The organism is Nereida sp. MMG025, from assembly GCF_021654165.1.
GTDB lineage: Bacteria > Pseudomonadota > Alphaproteobacteria > Rhodobacterales > Rhodobacteraceae > Nereida.
This window is the reverse complement of the sequence record NZ_JAKFZN010000006.1, coordinates 40,840-60,094: the sequence shown is the minus strand read 5'-3', so window position 1 is coordinate 60,094 and position 19,255 is coordinate 40,840. Positions and strand designations below refer to the sequence as shown.

The 19,255-nt window shown below is 56.1% G+C and carries 12 protein-coding genes; 2 read left to right on the top strand and 10 right to left on the bottom strand.

Annotated features, from left to right (window positions below):
* Window position 1 precedes the first annotated feature (1 nt).
* Window positions 2–1,336, bottom strand: a complete 1,335-nt coding sequence (gene tssK, locus L1065_RS13415; protein WP_237096017.1) for a type VI secretion system baseplate subunit TssK — start codon at window positions 1,334–1,336, stop codon at window positions 2–4.
* A 310-nt stretch (window positions 1,337–1,646) separates the two neighbouring features.
* Here tssK and L1065_RS13410 point away from each other — a divergent pair, with 310 nt between their 5' ends.
* Window positions 1,647–5,306, top strand: coding sequence for a hypothetical protein (locus tag L1065_RS13410; protein WP_237096016.1), 3,660 nt, complete (start codon window positions 1,647–1,649; stop codon window positions 5,304–5,306).
* A 137-nt stretch (window positions 5,307–5,443) separates the two neighbouring features.
* Here the strand turns inward: L1065_RS13410 and L1065_RS15945 are convergent, their stop codons facing one another.
* From L1065_RS15945 to L1065_RS13395, 4 genes are all read right to left on the bottom strand, one after another.
* On the bottom strand, window positions 5,444–5,698 hold the full coding sequence (locus L1065_RS15945) for a PAAR domain-containing protein (protein ID WP_370641192.1): 255 nt from the start codon (window positions 5,696–5,698) through the stop codon (window positions 5,444–5,446).
* 141 nt (window positions 5,699–5,839) lie between these two features.
* Window positions 5,840–7,798, bottom strand: coding sequence for a type VI secretion system Vgr family protein (locus L1065_RS13405; protein ID WP_237096015.1), 1,959 nt, complete (start codon window positions 7,796–7,798; stop codon window positions 5,840–5,842).
* Window positions 7,799–7,931: 133 nt separating this feature from the next.
* A complete protein-coding gene (locus L1065_RS13400; RefSeq protein ID WP_237096014.1) occupies window positions 7,932–9,041 on the bottom strand; it encodes a ParB N-terminal domain-containing protein in 1,110 nt (369 codons plus the stop codon).
* On the bottom strand, window positions 9,042–10,424 hold the full coding sequence (locus tag L1065_RS13395) for an AAA family ATPase (protein ID WP_237096013.1): 1,383 nt from the start codon (window positions 10,422–10,424) through the stop codon (window positions 9,042–9,044).
* A 583-nt stretch (window positions 10,425–11,007) separates the two neighbouring features.
* On the opposite strand from L1065_RS13395, the gene L1065_RS13390 reads away from it, so the two are divergent.
* Window positions 11,008–12,198: a replication initiation protein gene (locus L1065_RS13390; RefSeq protein ID WP_237096012.1), complete on the top strand. Its 1,191-nt coding sequence runs from the start codon at window positions 11,008–11,010 to the stop codon at window positions 12,196–12,198.
* Here the strand turns inward: L1065_RS13390 and L1065_RS13385 are convergent.
* The 5 genes from L1065_RS13385 to L1065_RS13365 form a co-directional block, all read right to left on the bottom strand.
* The gene (locus L1065_RS13385) at window positions 12,195–13,136 is read right to left on the bottom strand and encodes a hypothetical protein (RefSeq protein WP_237096011.1); all 942 of its coding nucleotides are present in this window, start codon (window positions 13,134–13,136) and stop codon (window positions 12,195–12,197) included. The genes L1065_RS13390 and L1065_RS13385 overlap by 4 nt on opposite strands.
* 80 nt (window positions 13,137–13,216) lie before the next feature.
* The gene (locus L1065_RS13380; RefSeq protein WP_237096010.1) at window positions 13,217–15,037 is read right to left on the bottom strand and encodes a hypothetical protein; all 1,821 of its coding nucleotides are present in this window, start codon (window positions 15,035–15,037) and stop codon (window positions 13,217–13,219) included.
* A 60-nt stretch (window positions 15,038–15,097) separates the two neighbouring features.
* Entirely contained in the window at window positions 15,098–16,072 is a 975-nt protein-coding gene (locus L1065_RS13375) for a hypothetical protein (protein WP_237096009.1), read from the bottom strand.
* A 62-nt stretch (window positions 16,073–16,134) separates the two neighbouring features.
* On the bottom strand, window positions 16,135–17,874 hold the full coding sequence (locus L1065_RS13370) for a hypothetical protein (protein ID WP_237096008.1): 1,740 nt from the start codon (window positions 17,872–17,874) through the stop codon (window positions 16,135–16,137).
* An 80-nt stretch (window positions 17,875–17,954) separates the two neighbouring features.
* Window positions 17,955–19,199 carry a DUF4123 domain-containing protein gene (locus tag L1065_RS13365; RefSeq protein ID WP_237096007.1) on the bottom strand — a complete coding sequence of 415 codons (1,245 nt, stop codon included), beginning with the start codon at window positions 19,197–19,199 and terminating at the stop codon, window positions 17,955–17,957.
* Between the last annotated feature and the right edge of the window lie 56 nt (window positions 19,200–19,255).

Here is a 19,255-nt window from a genome sequence, read left to right as displayed (position 1 = left end):
CTCAACGCTCCTCAGGGATTGCCCAAAGCTCCAACTCAAGGCCGGGCCAGGCCCCTGCGAAATGCATGCCAATCGCAGGCGCGACGGAAAAATCTCTCCACAGGGCACTTTGTTTTTCGACGGTAAAATACACATGGTTCGCAACGACACGGATTTGGGGCGGCGGGTTCGGCGTGTGAACCAGCGGAATGCCCGGCATATTGTTAACGATAATCTCTTTCATGCGGGTGGACGGACCCACTTTGCACAGCTGCGGGAACTGCTGCTGGATCTGGGTCAGTGGTAAGGCCGCAGAGACCTCGATGATAAACTGCGCATTTGCGAAAAGGTTCGGATCATCAACCATCGCCGCAAAACTGTTCTCGCGGCGCTGCTCAAGCGTCAAACGCAGCGCACGACCCACATCGCGGCTCAGCAAGCGGCGAATGTCGTCGATCAATGGCTTGAAAGTATCCTTAGGCTGATCATGACGATAGCGGCCGTAATCACGCACACGACGTTCGCGATCCTCAAAAGTGGTCAACTCGCCTGCAAGGGAAATCAACGTCTCATAGAGGCGTTCGGGATGGACATAGGGCAAACGGCGCAAATGGCGCAACACAGGCAAGACGCGGTTGAGCACCATCAGCATCAGATAGTCTTTGTCCTGCATCCCCCCACCCGACGTGGGATCAGCAGCGTAGCGCTCCAAAACTTCCAAACGTGCCTCAACCGATCCCGTTACGGCCTTGAGATATCCCTCGTAGGCGCGATGCGCTGTCAGAACCAATCCCGTGGGCGGCACCGACTGATCAAGGGTAACGACTGTTCCATCACTTACATCGGCGATGCGACCCAGACAGATACATTGATACCCCTCGCGCGGCTTGTCACGCAGGGTCAGCTCAAGACGGGGAATCGCAATTTCGATGGATTCTTCAATCCGGGACGCCGAAGTCGTATCCGCAACGCCGCGTTCTTCGGCCAAAACAAAGCGGGTGGCATTGTCTTCATCAACACCCAAATCGCGATCATTTTGCGCTTGATTGGGCAACGTCAGCCAAATCAGCTTGCCCACAGCGTCTTCCGGCACATCAATCTCGCGGGGCAACCGACAAGTCTGAGGCGCGTCAAACGGGGTGCCGTCAGGCATAATGCCCGCCACTTGCTCCAACTCAAGCCGTCCTTGGCGCAACTGGCCCTGATCGACGGACAGCTCAAGAATGCCCCAAGGATAGGGCGACGCATGCATCGTCAGCGCAGTCACCATTTTTTCCATGTAACGGTCGGATTGTTGCAGGTGCTGCGGCTTGATAAACAGCCCTTCTTTCCACGCGACCTTACTGAAACGAGACATGATTAAAAGACTCCGAAAAAACATGCGCGTCAAAGACGGGCGACCAATCATTTAACCTTGCGATTATGTGCGCGACGGGTCAAGCAGATGCCTCGCAAATACTGCGGGTTTTCATCCCCGCATGCGGCTGTTTTTGGCACAGTCTGTCAAAACAGGTCGCACAACAGCTTTTTTGGCAACAAACAAAAAAGCTGGTGGAATTTATCACAGTCGCCGTATTAATCTTTGCCAAACAGCACGTGAAAATTGCCCGTTAAGCGGAAAAATGCTCACCTGTGCTCAATTTAGAATCGTATACACGGAATTTGCCATGACATTTCAAGCACCAACGCCTTCAATATATCGTCCCGTCAATGCCCGTGCGCTTGCACTAAGCAGCACCATTTTGATCACCCTGCTGGCGACGCCTGTGATTGCTCAGAACGTAACAGTGTTGCCCGGTGGCTCTGTAAACATCCAACCTGGCGACGACATCGGAACGGCTGAAAACACCGGTGGCGATCTGAAAATCGCTGGCGGCGATGTGGAACGCATTATCAACACGGATGGCGATACCGACGTGGTCGACGGGACAATCGAAAACAACGTGCGTGTCGAAGACGGAAAAGTGCGCCTACGCTCACAAGCAGATGTTGATGGCGAACTGCGGGTCAATGGTGGTGAAGTAGAGATCAACGGCAGCGCAGACATTGCAGGCACCGTAACTGTTGAAAGTGGCGGCACGGTCGACATGAACAACGGCACAATCGCGGATGTGAATATCAAAGGCGGCGATATGGACATCTCCAGAGGCACCGCTACCGGTGAGGTCGTTGTTCGCAGCGGGACACTGGATGTCGACCAGAATGCTATTTTGCAAGATGATCTGGACATTAAGGGCGGTATTGTCACTCTGGACGGCAACGCGACAGTTCAGGGCGACACATCCGTCCGCACTGGCGGTAATCTGACAGTCGGCAATGCCAACCTTGAAGCCCTCAACAACACGGGCGGCATCGTAGATATCAATGGCGGGACAATCGACAATATCACCACCACTGGTGGCACAACAGATATCGGCGGCACCGTCACCAATGGTGTCACTGTCAGTTCCGGCGAAGTAACGCTGTCCACAGGCGGCTCAATCGGCGGCACACTCGACAACAATGCAACCTTCAATTTCAACGATGGCGACCTTGGTGTGGTCGACAATGATGGCACTTTTGTTCTGAACAATTCAGGCACGACGGACGGCGCGTTCGACAATGGCGGCACTCTTGCAAGCGGCGGCGCGGGAAACACCCTGACCGTCACCAACGGGGATTTCACAACCAGTGGCGACATCGACACCACCGCGGGGGACATCACCATTGTCGCTGACACCATCAACATCGATGCGGGCGCAACCTTTGATGGGACCGATGATCTGGATGGCTCGGTCATCCTGAACGGCGCGATCAACAACGCCGCCGACATCGACATCACCGGCCCCTTCAGCCTGACAGACACGCTGACAAATACGGGCACTCTGGACGTGACTGGGGCGCTGACCTCTGGCAGCGCTTTACTCGACAATGATGGCGGAACACTGACTGTCGGAACAGGGGGCACCGTTATGGGATCAGGCGGGTTGACCAACCAGAATGGCGGAACACTGACCGTGGAAAACGGCGGGCAAGTCAACGATACCGTGACCAACACCGCAACCTTGAACCTGACCGACGGCACAATCGACACGCTGGATAACAACACGGGCGGCACAGTAAATGTGAACGGCGGCACAATCTCCAGCAGCGCCACCAACGAAGGCACACTTGATATCCAAACCGGAACGCTAACCGTAGGAACGGGCACAGGCACCATCACAAACGAAGCCAACGGCACATTGATCATCGGCGATGGAACACAGCTTGCCGGTTCGGTGGACAACCAAACTGACGGAACCGTCGACTTGCAAGGTGACGTCACAGGCGACGTCGCCAACGCAGCAGACGGGACGGTTGATGTCAGCACCACGTCCACAATCAACGGGCTGGTCAACAACAGCGGCGAGATGAACATCGCGGACGGAACAGACCTGACCGTCGATGGAACCTTCACAAACCAGGCCAACGCAGATCTCAATCTCGCTGGCGACATCACAACAACGACCGTTACAAACAACGGTGATCTGGTCCTGACCGACAGCGCGGCCTCTATTGACGGTGCACTGACCTCGGGGGGCAATGTTACCACAATGGCCGGCCAAACGCTGACCGTGACCGACCTGACAACGATTGTCGGGGGCACTTTGACAAACGATGGCACGCTTGTGGGCGACATCACCGTCAATTCAGGGGGCACATTGGCGTCCTCGGGCACATCCGTGTTCGGCGATGGGACACAAACCCTGACCAACAACGGCTCGGCCAACTTTGATCTGAACGGAACAGTTGACGGCAACTTTACCAACTCCGCAGGCGTCGCAACGATGGACGCCGACATCACTGGCGGGATGCTGGTCGAAGGCGGCACCGTGCACGTCAGCGATGGCAACACGATCACTGGCGACCTGACAATGACAGGCGGCACACTCGATCTGATCGACAATCCAAACCCAGACAGCAACTTTGCAGGAGGGGCAGAACAAACCACCCTGAACGTCGGCGGCAACGCGGACCTGAACGGCACACTGGCCTTTGACATCAGCCTTGGCGACGCATCGACACTGGGTGACAGCATTGCGGTCTCCAACAACATCTCGGGGAATGTGGACCTTGTGTTCAACACCGACGGACTTGATGGCAACATCGATAACGTTGACCTGATCAACTATGGCGGCACAAACGGGTTGACCATCGGTTCGATTACAAACTTGCCAGAGTTCGGGCAATTTCAATACTTCATCGACGATACAGGCGGGGCATTGACCCTTCAAAGTCAGGTGAACAGCGGTATCGCAAGCCTTGCGTCAACTGTTGGCCTGACACAGACAATCGTTGGTTCGATCATCAACCGCCCGACCAGCCCCTATGTCACCGACCTTGTGACCGATCCAGGTGATCGACCATGCGGCGCAGGTGCTTGGGCACGGGCAACAGCGGGTTCGGCAGATGCCGATGGGTCGTTCTTTGATCAGCGTAACGGTTCAGGCGGCTCGTCGCCTGTAACGACAAGCTATTCTGGCCTGCAAGCCGGTGGCGATTTTGCCTGCTTTGATGAGCGCTACGGTGGGTTTGATATGGCATTCGGTGCCATACTTGGCTTTAACACCGGCGACAGCACGAACCTAACGCGCGCACTTGATCCGCTGACAGGCCTGGCAACCGGAGCGGTTGAAAACCGCACAGACACAGACTTCGATCAAACCTACGCAGGTGTCTATATGACAGCTGCGCGCGACCGCTTCTTTGCTGACCTGCAAATCCGGTTCGAAGAAACCGATTTCTCCTCGACGAACGTGGCCGTCGGATCAGGGTCGGGCTTTGATCTGACAGATTCCAAATATACCACCACAGGGACGACTATTTCGGGTGCGGTCGGATATTCGTGGCCCATCAAGAATGTCGAAGGCCTCACCTTCGTGGGGACAGCAGGGTTTTCCTATTCGGACTTCGAGACCGATCTGATTGACATTGGCACAGATGGCAGCCTGCAACTGCTTGATAACACACTCGAACTGGGGTTTGTCTCGGGCACACTTTCGAAATCACGTGTGCTGCCTGATGAAATCAGTGCAATCAACTATTTCGGAACGCTCACGGCCTATAATGACTTCGCGTCAGATCCCGAAGCGATCTTCACAGATTCCAGTGGAACGGAAACACCAATTACCCTGTCCAATCTGGGCAGCTATGGTGAACTCAGCGTCGGCGTGAATTATATTCGTCTGCTGAACGTCGGATCAGAAGGCAAAGCCCGTCAGCTCAGCGCTGCAGGCCGTATCGACTACCGCCAAGGCGGCAACCTCGACAGCCTTGGTGTTACAGCGCAGATCCGCCTTCAGTTCTGATCGCATTTACGGTTTTCAGACCAACCAAAGGCCGTCCTTCGGGGCGGCCTTTGACGTTCAACCTCCCCTACCCCGTTGTGCCTAAAAAAATCCGCCCCAAAGGGCGGCACCTAACCGTCTTCACTGGCGGTTTGGGATCATACCATTTTAGTTGGCGATCCTGTGGTGATAACCCCGTTGTGTGATGTTTTTGATCCGATGTGCGCAACAGCCTTCCCATCCACTGTGCTGACAGGGCTTCCCGAGACAATGACCGCGCCGCAGGCGGTTTTATCGCCCACCCGAGCGATAGGAAGCCCATCACATGTGGACTGCGTCGAAACGCTTACAATCGCATTTGGCCCATGTGCGGGGCATACGTGTACATCTGTCAAACGTGCTGCTGGCTTCATCTTTTGTCTCCTTCGTTTCTTGTCTCACCCGTCAAAACGCCGCAAGAGACACGCTCCTACCGATTTTGCTCTGCAAAGGCGCGAAAGCGCAATGATTGCACTCTACGGCCCGCTCAGCCCCCCCGCGGGGCGGATTAGACGCTAACTTGCGCTGTCTTCCATCGGACAGTGCGATACAAACGGGGATCCCGCACCTGCCGCTGCTTCTAAAATCGCAGGGATCGCGGGGATCGCAGCTGCGCCCGGTGACGCACTCCCAACATGCAACACAGGGGCGACATTAACCGCGCCACCTTGAACGACCACCGCCGCGCCACCTGACACAAGTGTCACCTTGCTGGCATCCAACACGATCTCACCACCGGCTTTGATCGTCAGATCACCGCCTGTTTTAATCGAATAATCACCCGAAACATCCGCACCACGGCTCGCATCTGTCTTCTCGGCCCAATCGCCTTTGACGGTCACATCCATCTTGCCATCAATGCTTTCCAGACGGTTTGCAGCCACATCAAGATTGGAGTTGTTGCCAATCGACACATTGTCATCAAACTCAACACGACGCTTGGAGGAGTTCTTGACGTGCACGTCAAGGTTCTTCTGGGCGTGCATATAAATGAACTCTTCGCCCGACTGATCCTCAAAGGACAGCTCGTTGAATCCCTCACCCTGATGGCTTTTCGTTTTGAAAACCGAACGGGACTTGTTCGCAGGCAATTCCGCAGGGGGCATGTTGACAGCGTTATAGACACAGCCCGTGACGATCGGCTTGTCAGGATCGCCCTCCAAATGCTCGACAATCACTTCCATGCCGATGCGCGGCACAACCATACCGCCCCAACCACGCGCGGCCCAATTCTGACTGACACGACATCGCATCGAATACGCCTTGTCCAAATCCCAATGGTAACACACCAGAATGCGTCCAAATTCATCGCAATCAATCTCGCCGTCCCCGACAACATAGGCGGTCTGAGGGCCCTGAATACGCGGCACCGGCGTGACGCGCTCGGGGCGCAACGGCGTGTCATCAGGCATAAGGGTATATTCGGCCTGATATGCCCGCTCATCCCCGCCCACATCGCCCGTACGATAGGCTTGGGACCGGAAACGATGGGTCGTCTCAAGACAGATGTAACGCTTGCCGGTTGCATTGGCGACCTGATCGCCTGTCAACGAAACACACCAACCGGCCCCCAAAACAGGAATATCGCCCTTCGCATGATGACGCGGGCCCTGCCCCGCTTCCATCTGCTGGCGGCGGGAGGCAACATTCATACCTTCACCCTGATCCAGATAATCGCCCGGGTAATCATAACTCAGAATATCACCGCGGGCGTGACCGGCATCTTCCAATACCTGCGCCTCTTGAGTGGCATGGGGGGTCTTGAAGTTATACTCCGTCAACAGCACCGCATTGGTCGAAACACGCGCACCACCCTGCCAGTGCCAGAAATGCTCTTCGTCATGCATTTTCTGACCCTGCACGCCCCAAAAGGGTCTGGAGCCACCATCAACCTCAGGCAAGGAGGCCGCCAAATCCACCATCACCAGTGAATGGTTTCCACTGGTGTGCTTATAACACCACGAAATCCCAAAACGCTCCATCAAACGCGCCATAAAGGCAGCATCGCTTTCACCGTATTGAACGGTATATTCCAGCTTGGGGTATTCGCCGCTCAGGGCCTGCTCGTAATGGGGGCTTCCCAAATCAGCATAATCGCCCATCACCTCTTCGATGATTTCAACAACTGTCTTGTTATGAAAAATACGTTGATTACGGCGCAGACCCGCCAGATGCATCCAGGGACGCAATACCAGATCATAGCGGACACCACCGTCCGCAATGCCACCATTCACAGCCTCACAAACGATCCCGTCAAAATAGCGCGTGCCCTGCGCCATCTGGATTTCAACTGTAGCATGGGTGCCCAGAAGTGCGTTTAGGTCAAGCTGCGGCTGGTCAGACAAAGCCTCGACGCGCCATTCGAACGCCCGCGACATCGTCTCGGTGCCATCCATGCGCAAAAGCGACAAAGTATCACCGCCCAACGATGTGGTCAGCTTCCCACGACGTTCATTTTGGCTATGGGCACTCATCAAGACTTCTCCCAAAGATCCGCTGCTGGCCAAAAATACTGTGGGCCAACCTCACCCCGTAAACTTGCCACGTCAGCCGCTTTGTCACAAGTGTCAACTTGTCAAAACACTGTTCTGACAGATGTCGGCGGACTTAGGGGGCCTCCAGCTTGGCGCGAATTTCATCAAACAAGCTGTCCATCAAGTCGGCAGACAGGTTCTTGCCTGAAATATGGATTGAATATCCTTTCGAATCGCTCCCCTTGCGCAAAGTGATCCCGCTGGACAAACGCACGCTATCAGCGCTCACCCACCCCGCTTTGGGTACATGCACTTTGGGGCGTCCACCGCGGGCCTTGCGCCCGCTGCCCTCGTCCATGCCATCCAGCGTGGCTTCGATCAAATCCCATTCGCTCGCAGCATCAGACCCCTGCCCCGTGTCCAGCACTTCGCGCAAGCGTTCTTCGGCACCATCACGCAAGGCGCTGGCAATCCGCAGCCCGTCTTTCTCGCGCAGGTTCTCGGGAAATTGCAGAATATCCCCAAGCTCCTCAAAGATCATTGCAAACGAACGGATCTTTGATCGCTTCGCTTTGGACGCAGCGGGAAACATGGCCGCAACTGCGGCTTCGGTATTGGCAAAAACCCCTTGCTTGGCGGCAATGGCCGCAATGCGCCCGCGCTCGTAATGGGTAAGCTGTTGGCGAATTTCGTTTTCTTCGACCATCGCCGCAAAACGATCAGCGTCCTGCGCAGGCGCGCGTTCGATGGCACGCACGGTCGCAAAACTCTCAACGCCTGTTTTTTCGTATAGGCGGCGCAAGACAAACAGACGTCGATAGCCCGACAACAGGCCATAGCGCGCGGTCGGATGCGCCCCTTCAGCCAAGGCATAAACCTCAACAGGAAGCCGCATGCCGTTTTGCGCGATCGAGCGCTCCAATTCGTCCAAGGCCTCCCTGTCCATCACGCTGCGGTCACGCACCATGCTATCGGCGTCGATCTCGCTTAACGGGATGTCCAGCATGACCAGCCCATCCGCCTGCGCCTTGCGCAAGGTCTCGGCATCTGCTGCGTTGCGCGCTTGGGCGGCCCGCGCGGTGGGGTCAGCATATGTTAAGGCTTCTGCGGTTTCCTTGGCTACCTGAGCAATAGGTGCCCCCGCTTTGGATTTCGCGGGGTCAGGGGTTTCGCGGCGAAACTCCTCTTCCAACTTGCTCAGATCTTCCGCCGAAGGCGCTTCTAGTCTGCGTCTCTTAGCCATTTACCTCACCTCCTGCCCGGTTTGCATATCGCGCCACCAACTGCCCAGAATAACGGATTTCACCTCGGCCCACGTATGATCAAAAGTCTCCCGCCCCCGCACATAAGTATCGCGATTGAATTGCCTGTGATCGGCCTCATAAATCCCGTTCACCTGCTCGGCCGCCTGACCGACCATTGCCGTCAATTCTTGACGGTGTGCTGTCATGAAATCCCCGAAATAGGCCTGAATGACATTCGCCAAATCCGCCTGCTGCGAGGCATCATAGCGCGTAATCAACGTGCGCACGGCGTCCCATTCGAACTTGATTTCAGGCAGCCCGTCCCTGCGCCGCACTGCATTTTCACCGCTCTCAATCGACGAAAACGTCGAATAAAGCATGTCGAAAAAGCGCCCGGTCGAATCAAATTCAAGGAAAGACGCGCCCATCGGAACCACCAGGATATCCGCTGCGGCCAAGGCATTGATCGTCAGATACCCAAGGGCAGGGGGCGTATCCAGCAAGATGATATCATACTCATCAAGAACCCCGTCTGTCTCAAACGCATTGGCCAGAGCGTCCCAAAGCGGCCAGGATCTACTTTGAAGCCTCCAGACAGGAATCTGGAATTCGGCCCAATAAAGGTTCAGCTGCGCACCAATCAGATCGATGTTGGGCCAATGGGTTTCCTGGATGAGGTTTCGCGGCGAAACTGTCATGGCCTCTTTGATCGTCTCATCAAACAAGCCAGAGGCCTCAGGGTCCTCGCCCTGCATGCGCATCTCGGCTTCCATATGGCGGCCAAAGTCCTTTGCCAGCAGTGGGAAGGCCGTCTGCCATTCGTCTTCGACCTGTCCGCCCATGATTGAGGTCATTGACCCTTGGCTGTCCAGATCAACGACCAGAACCTTATACCCGTCCAGCGCAGCGCTCATCGCAAGATGGGCGCAGGTGGATGTTTTGCCGACACCGCCTTTGAAGTTTGCGACCGCAACGATCTTTGCAGGCACGCCATCGGGGCGCCAGCTTTTATATTCCTTGTTCGCTGCACCTTCTGCGTCAAAGAAGTCCCTCAGTTGCATGATCTCTTCGATGGTGAACCACTTGGTTCCGCCGCTGCCTTCGCCTTGGGGCAACTCGGGGTTGGCCTTGAGAACACGGCGGAAATGTGCAGGGGCCACTGGGATCAAATATCGGCAAATCTCCCACGTCGGAAAGCGGCGAAGTCGTTTCTTGCCATCCGGGGAATACCCGCGCTTGGCCAGATCCTCGCGTCCCTTTGCCCCGAAGGCCGCGGCTTTCGCGAATCGGGCCGTGTCTATAGGCTCGGACAGGCGTGCTGCGGCGTCGGACGGATTAATCCCAAAGTAGGGGGGGAGGGTTGTTTTGCCCGTAGATGTCATGTGACCTCACAGATGTACGTTGTTTTTCCGTATTTACGCAGTAAGTTCGCACATGGCTGTTGATTTGTGAACGTTATTCTTGGCGATCCAGTCGATCAGTGTCTATTCAAGCGAATAGAGACAAAAAAGAAGCACACAAAGGTTGTAGAGTCTTTCAGGTTCTTTAAGGACTTTAGCTGCGAAAAAAAATTTATTTTCAATAGGTTACGCCATTTTTGGTGCCAGAATACGGGACCAAGCGGACCAGGATACGGGATCAAAGGTACCCTGATTCGGGAGGAGCGGACCCGATTCGCGGGAATAAGGGTGCCAGACTTCGGTTTTGGCTGAATTAGACACTTAGTCTGCTGTATCTTTCAGAGTTGTCCACAGGTTGCGCCTGTATTCGGGTACCTTTTGCAGACCGCCAGAATTGAAAGGAACCAGTTTGCGGGATCAAGAAAAGGCCATGTTCTGGCACCCAAGCCACGCTTGCGATCAGGTGCCTTTCGCGCGATAATAGGGCAGACGCACGCAAGAGGCGCATAAAAGAGCAAACCCGTCAGCCCCGTGATCAGGGGCACAGGGACGTGAGGACTAAGGCATGAACGATGATATTGACCGTCAGGCGCTGACGGGGGCATTGCGGCGCAGTGCCGTCAAAAAGAACGTGGCGGCCATCCATGTGTCAGGCAAGCTGACACTGCTGCAACGAAAGCTGTCAAATGTCTTGCTGCTGAATGCATATGACACCCTGACCACCCAAGCGACGCACCGTATTGACGCGCGCACCCTGTGTATGATGATCGGTTACAATTCCAATGACATGGACACGCTGAAAGGATCGCTGCGCGGGCTGGCCGAAACTGTCGCGGAATGGGACATGCTGGATGCGCAAGGCGAGCAGGAGTGGGGTGTGTCGAGTTTGCTGTCTTATGCCAAGTTGAAGGGGGGTGTGTGTGAATACGCCTATTCACCTGCCTTGGCGGACAAGCTGAATGATCCCAAGGTGTTTGCCCTGATCAATCTGAACATCCAGCGCCGCTTTACCAGTGGCCACGCGCTGGCCCTTTATGAGAACTGCTATCGGTTTGTGCGCACGGGCAGCACAGGCTGGTGGAGCCTTGATCTGTTTCGCAGGCTGATGGGGGTTGGCGACAGCGCCTATTACGAGATCTACAAACACCTGAACGCCAAAATCATCAAACCAGCGGTGGCGGAGGTCAACAAAACCTCGAACATCATTGTGACCCCCGAGATCAGAAAACAGGGCAGGGCGGTCAGCGATATCCGCTTCAAGATCCGCGAGAACCCGCAGCTTGCGATCCTTGATATTGATGATGGGGCAGGGGTGCGCAATGCGCCCGTCTATGAGCGGCTGCGCGAACAAGGTGTCAGCGACCGTCTGGCGCGCCAATGGGTGACCGAGCATGGGGAGGCCTATGTGGCCGAAAAGCTGGCCTACATGGAAGGGCAGGGCGATCAGGTGCGCAACCGAGTGAGTTATTTGACGGCTGCGATGAAGTCGGATTTCAAGGCAGGACCGCAGACGGCCGTTGGCGGCTCTACAGGGCCACTGAGTGGGCGTGCGGCGCAACTGAAGGTCGTGCAAGAGTTGGTGGCTGCGCGCAGTCCCACGCAGCGGGACGCAGACAAGCGATTGTTTGTCGAAAGCATTTCGGATCCCGCGCATCGTGCGGATTTTGACAAACATGGCTGGATGTCGGGCCTATGCGCCGACGCCATCCGTGCCTTTTGGGAAGACTTCGCCCCTGATGCCTTTGACGGGCTTTAGGCCAGCGGGATCATCCCGATACGCAGGGCGCCGTCGGTGTCCCTGAAGAAGGCAACGGGGTATTCGTAGCCCGGTTTGTTCGTTTCAGGGTTAATTCGGTACAAAGGCGCAGGCAAAAAGCGTGCAAGTTTGCCATTTGCCATCAGTTCCAGGCGGTTCTGGCCCAGGGCCTTGAGGTCGGGTTGGGCAAGCGGGCCCGATCCCTCTCGTTGGCCTGTTACGATGCTTTCGGCTTCGCTGGCCACGATGAATTCATCGACAGAGTCGTAATTCATAATGTCCGCCGTATAGGTCCATGCGGGTAGAAAGTAGGGCTTGATCCGTGCGAAATCGCGCGAGGCGAGGGCGGCGTGCACGTCTGTGTATGTATCGGTGAGCTCGGCGCGCATTTCTGGCGTGTCGCGCAGGGGCTCTGCCGTTTCCCATGGGGCGGCCGGCAGGGTGTCTGGCAACATGAAGGACAGCTCGATGCGCCGCGTTGGGACAGATGGGCCGTTTTCCTGAATGAGATCGCCATCTGTTGTTTCAAACGGGCCGATGGCGCCGAAATCGGGGCGGGATGCTCCGCCAACGGCCATTCCTGCGGGGGTGCTGCCACGTTGTTCCAAAAGACCCGTTTCCGGATCGAACGCAAGGGACAAAAGCTGCACTTCGTCACGTTCGCGGGTCATAAGATTGAGGCGATACATGCTGATGTTCAGGCCGAAATTCGGATTTGGCGCTGCCCCGAGCACGCCGTCATGGGCGCTGGTGACAATGGTTGCCGACAGGGTGTTGAGCCCTGTGCGCAGATAGGTGTTTATGGGCATCGTGAAGTTGTCAGGGCGCGCATTGGACGCACGCGAGAACGTCACATCGTTGATGCGCACCATGTGCCATCCCCCGCTGACCATCAGTGTCATGTAGAAATCGATCGGGTCGGATGAACTGCTAGCCATAAGCGAATGTCCTGAAAACAGAGGGAGTGTGGCGATGCCTGCGAGAAGAGAGCGACGGGATGGATTTTCCATAGGGGGCATCAATATTTTTGCCATGGAGGATTGGAGGAAGTGACTTTTGGAACGGTAGGATCAACGATGAACCTGTCATCGGGATGCGGTTTGGTGAAGTCCATTCCTGAGTCGCTCCCGGTGCCCGCGACGGATTGACTGGCTTCGACACCTGTACTGCCAGAGAGCCCCTCGATGCTTGGGGCATCGTCGTCATCGCCCCGTCCAGAGTTGTCGCGCCCGATCGAGAGATCCGCATATAGGACAGCGCGTGCGCGGACACCTTCGAAGAAATACCGCCACTCGCGGCTTTCATCGCTTTTCTTGCGCATTTCCCATGTCCAGCTGGTGTGCACACCGCCTGCAGCCCCTGCCGAGGCTGTTGCGCGCCAGACCTTGGCTTCGGCGCGAATGGCGATTACGGCAGAGCCAGTGATCTGCACCTTGCCCTTGAGCTCTTGTTTGTAAGCGCCCGCGGTAAAAACATCCTCTCCATTGGCTACCATTTGATAGGTGCCGCCGACTTCGACCTCGTGTTCAAGTTTGCCGCCTGCACCGACGGTCAGATCGCAGCGTGCCTCGCCGCGGAAGGCGCGGTCGGACTTGTTGGCCTCTTCCCGAGCGCGGTTCAATGTGCGTGCGGCCGCAGGGGTGAGAAGGATGGCCACAGCAATCTCGATCAAATCGATTCGACCTTCGACCTTCAATTCGACAGAGCCAGTCACGCTGCCAAATTTGAGATCCAGATCGGGGCTTGCGCTTTTGGCCTTTAGTTCGATGCCTGTCGCGCCGATGGCGAAAATCATATCGAATTGCACGCCTGAGCCGACGTTGACCGATGTTCTGGGATCGCCGCCCGACGCGGAATCGGCGACGAACCCGCCCATCCGCTGGATCATGCTACCGACCATTTTCTTCATGCCGGATTCACCTTCGGGTGAATAGCTTTGAAGCTGGCTGCTACCGACGCTTTCGGCTTTGCCTTCGGCTTTCACTTCGAATTCCGAAGTGCCGAATTTGCCCTTGATATTGCCTTCTATTGTCGTGTTCGCCGAAATGCCACCCAGTGGGCGGAACTGTATCATGATGCCAGCCTTGCCTTCGCCTGTCAGTTTGACCTCGGGAACAGGGATCACAGTGAGGGACGCCCCCATACCCGCTTCGGGCATGCACATGACAGGGGTGAAGGTCGCCCCTTCGCCTGGATTGGCAACTGAAAATCCTGTGAGCAGCGCATCTACCGCAAAGGCCGCGGTCACGAATTTGTCGGGTAAAAACAGGGCTAGAAAATTGTTCGATGTGGTGACTACCCCGCCGCGGGCGCTGATCATACTCTCAGTTTGAGAGGTCGGCAATTTTTGTGTGCCGCCCAGAATACCGCGGGCGTTCAAGCCCTGTTCAATCGCAGGGGAAAGGCCGCAGGGGTCGGCCTCGATTTTTGTATCAACGCGTCCCACAAGGTTGCGCCCCTGCATGCGATTGGCGATCACATACATTTTGGTGGGGTCGCTGGATCCTGCAACGGGCCATGTCAGTTTGCGGCTGGAATCATCGGCATCGATAATTTCACCACCTGTCATGCAGCATGGCTCGCCCGGTTTGCAATTACATACGGCCGACGCAAATTCCGGGTCACTGGCCATTTGTCCAATGTCGGCTTGTTGCTTGGCTTCGCTGACGCGGCCCATGTGATGATCTATGATGCTTTCGTGCATCTGTCGCGACTGTGGATCAAGGCGGGGGTCCTGGAGCGCACGTTGACTGTTCATCAGCGGCACCATCGAATCGCCAACGCCACCGCCGTTTCCTGCAACCCAGAGGATTGCCTCATCTACTGTCAAATCCGCCATAGCAACTGTCCTTTGATCAAATCAAAGCACGAAATGTAACGAAACACAATTTCTTGCGGATCATCGCGGCGGCTGGTGGCAGATGAACATTTCGCTGTCTTGTCCCATACAGAAAAATACGCCGACACCTGCGATATTTTTGCCTGTCTGGGATGACACATACATAATCGGGTGATCCGAAGCGCGGACCATTCGCATATTGCTGCCAAAGCTGAGACGCGCGGTTTGAAACGCGCTACGCGAGGGTAGGGGGCGCAGTTCTTCACCTTCGCCGCCGCTGAGCGGAGGACCTGACAACGTCGCGTCAAGGGCTTCCTCTTCGCGGCCCTTGTAACCGCGCACGTAGGCAAAACGGTCGATGACTTCGCGCATCTGTGCGGCGTAAAGCGCGCGATCATTGTTCACATGTGCAGTGTAGAAGCGCGTGTAGGCGTCGTAGAGCTTGTCGCGCATTTCGGGGCTGTCGGTCAGCACAGGGGCGTCCTCGAAGGGCGGGGTGAGTGCTGACGGGTCGTCAATGTCCACGGTAACTGTCAGGCGGCGCGAGAATTCGCTTGAGGTGCGCCCCGAACTGAACGGGAACGGCTGTGGTTCAATGCTCAGTTGCGGTTGGACCGTGACGGTGCCTGCTGCGAGAACGAGGGGGCGGCCTGTGGTCAGGTTGGTATCGGACATTTCAAGGCGTTGTGTTTGTGGATTGAACCGACCGTTAAAGAGGTCGATGCGGAACACCTCGCGTGTTTGGGTCTCATGGCGGATCGCCAATTCGAGCCTGACGCCATCATGGGGGGTGAAACTTTCGGTTTCGACGTTGAAGGGTTCATAGTCGATGGTGATCGTGTTTTCCCCGTGGCGCATGACTTGTTCCATGCTCGGGTTGGCCTGAAAATCGCGTAGCCTGCCGTGGTAGGCGACGGGGGCGCCGTTGATATAGACGCGGGCAAACATGTTTTCGGCGCGAACTGAAAGCGAATAGTAGTTGTCGGGGCGATCAAACATGGTGGTGTCCTGTGCAGTACTGCGCGTGGTGGTCATAAAGATGATTGCAAGCGCAATGAGCCACGCCGCTGTCATATGAGAGAGTGTATTTCGGCTTATTATACGTCGTACCATGTGTCCCCGTCTCCTGCTGGTTCCAAAAGAATGGCGGTGAAACTGTTTTCACCCACATTGCTGCGAACGGCGGTGCCATCGCTGGACGATGTTTCGATTTCTGTGGGATCGGTATCATTGCCAAAGGTTTCTTCTGCTTCGACCTCGACGCGGGTGCCCACGCCCGCCTCAGCATATCCTGATACGATAAGGCCCTGAAATCCGTACATTTTTTGCCATTTTGTTGTGCCGTCCTGTTCGATTGCTCGGCCGCCAAAGTTCCAGCCTGTGCGTGCGCTGACGCCGGCGCTGGCGTAGGCGCTGATGATCCATGTGTTCAGTTCAACTTCCAGCTTTGCTTCTATTGTACCCGTGAGTTCCAGGCTGGCGGTGAATTGCAGTCCGATCTTGTCAAATTCAGCTTCCAGCTCGTCGCTGTCGCAAAGTTCGATTGTGGCTGCGGACAGGACCTCGAACGCCCCTTCGCCGTCACCGGAGATCGTGATTTCAAAATAGGCCTGGGCGCGCACGGCGTTGCCGTCACGTGCGAGTGTGCGGCGAATGGTGCCGCCACCCGGCACGTAGCGCAGCAAAAGTCCAAGAAGATCAATGGTGCCGGTGATGCCTGGATTGAGGCGAATATGGAACGGATCGACAACCAGCTCCAAATTGGGGCTGCCAGATTTAGGTTCAATTGCGATATTGCTGATGCCCACCGCGACCGTAAGCGACAGATCGAGCCCAAGCGCGCCATTTCCCGTTTGGCTGACTGTGCGGTTGAACGGGTTGTGCGACTGGTTGGCCGAAACCGAGTCCATTGAGCTTTGGATCTTATCCAGAAAATCGAACAAAGGGTGATTAATCGGGCCTTGTTCGGGGACGGACCGTTCGCGCGAGACAATGCCAGCCGATCCACTATAGGTGATCGACTGGTTGCCCACTTCCCCTTCGATGTCGATTGAGCAGCCTGCAGAAAACGTCGGCATACGGGTCAGGCTGAACGAGGCCCCGATGCGCCCTTGCATCTGCGCGTTAAAGGACGCGTGCGGGATGGCCATGACCTCGACCCCACGCGCGGTGGGGATCATACTTTGCGACGGGTTCACCTGTGCGGGACCGTGTTCACGGTAGGTTTTTGCCATGACCAACAACCCGCACAGATAGATCACGGTCATTGCCTGAGGTGGCAGCAAGGCGGAATAAAACGCCGGCATCAGAAACGGAGTGGTGACGGTAATATCGCCCGATGACAGGATGCCCTGGTTATCATGATCGGCGGATCCGATCATCACGGCCTTTGGCAGGGCATACCCGCGATGGCAGGGGTTGAAATCAGTCAACGTGACTTTGGCTTTGGCAGACGGGCGGCCAGCGTAGGGATCTTTGGCAACGACATACAGGCGTTTGGGCGCGCCCTCTTCTACGGGCCAGATGACATTGCGGCTGGCGTCGTCTGCATCTTCGACCTTCAGCTCTCGCAGGCAACAGGGCTCTCGCGGCGCGCAATCGGGGCAGACGGCGGCAAAGTCGGAATCTGTCAGCGCTTCTTGTGGACCGTTCGCAGCGTTGATGTCGTCGACTTGGTTCATCTGCGCTAGCGACGTCTGAGCTGCACTCTGCCAGTTTTCGCCGCCAATGGGTTCTGACCGCATTGTAGAGTTTGCTCCAGCCAGAATTCCGTATTGCGGCAAATCCATCTGGCCGTTGTTCGCCATGCTTCTGAGATAGCTTTCGGCGTTGCTCATAAAGTCGATTTGATCTTCAAAAGTTTCAAACATATTTGGCGCTAATTTCTGACAAGAGAAAAGGAAAAACGAATAATCATTTACGCGCGCGCCCGCTGAGGTTTTTTCTCGGCGCTCGGGCGGGGGTTGGTGACCATCCATTCAACAAGGTCGTTTTTCTTTTGCCATGCAAGACGTGTCTGGTTGTTGAGGATGGCGAGCGCTTCGGGGTGTTCGTCCCAGAATGCTTCACCGAACACCATGATTGCCCGCGCTATGATCGTTACTTGTCTTTGCGTATTCATATTGAATCGCTTGCCAGCTGCGGGGGCGGATTGCGCCACTTGGCGATAGGTTGCCCAAGGTCGATCCTTGAATTCAAGGCTCATCTTACGGGCCAGCGCGCGCTCTGCCTGTTTGCGTTGCAATCTTTCAAAGATCTGGAGTTCCCGGGGGGTGATGCTGAAAACACCGCGTGTTGTCTGCTCTTTGGGACGCGTTAGCGTAACCTTGGCCAGCCGCCCTTGAAGCCCTTCATCCAGATCAAAAGGCGTTGTCATTCGCGCGATCGTGGCGTGATCTGGCAGGATCGTTCTTGCGCTTATTGGCACATAGACCGCATGCAGCGGTTGCATCAGGCGTGTGATGTTCCCCGCGGATAGGGCGGCGATGCCGCTTAGGAAAACCCGAGGGTCATAGAACCGAAAATAGACGGGGGCGGGGTCTTGGTTGGGCAAATGCGCCATGGTAAAATGACGCAGATGGCGCCGCAGTTCTTTCAGGCTTGCGGTGCTTTCAAACAGGAGCCCTGTGTGGGTTCCATGCGCGCGCTCAAGAATATGATCCAGCATGGCGCCCCCTTGGATCAGTTGAACCAGCCAAGGCCCCGAGGCCAGGGTGCCTTCGTCAGTGGAGGTGTAGAGGCTGACATGGGGGTTGCCAGACGCCGCAAGAATGCCCGGCAAGCCCGGCCATGCGACCCCGTCCAGCACAGCCCAGAGGTTTTGAGAGGTCATGATCTGGTTGGCAGAGGCTTCGACCACGCTGCAAGGGTGCGTTTTTCGCGCATCGTGTAACCGCCCGAACAACATCGGCGCGTTGGCTTCTGCAGTCTGGGCGACGTCTTGCAATTCGGGGCTGTCGTGTTCGGTAATCGGGACAACTTCGCTGATCGAGACAATCGAAAGCCCGCGCGATTGCAATGCGGCGGTCAGTTCGGCGGCAAAGGTGTCTTTGCTGTCTGTGCGCAACACAAGGCAACAGGTAACCCGATCGGTATCAAGCGCCCAAAACCTTGCTTCCTCGGTGTTGGCGCGAATTTCCACACGCCCTATGCAAACTGACATGCCGATACCTTGCTATTGATCAACGGGGGCAAGCATGCCCCCAGATCAGCCGATTT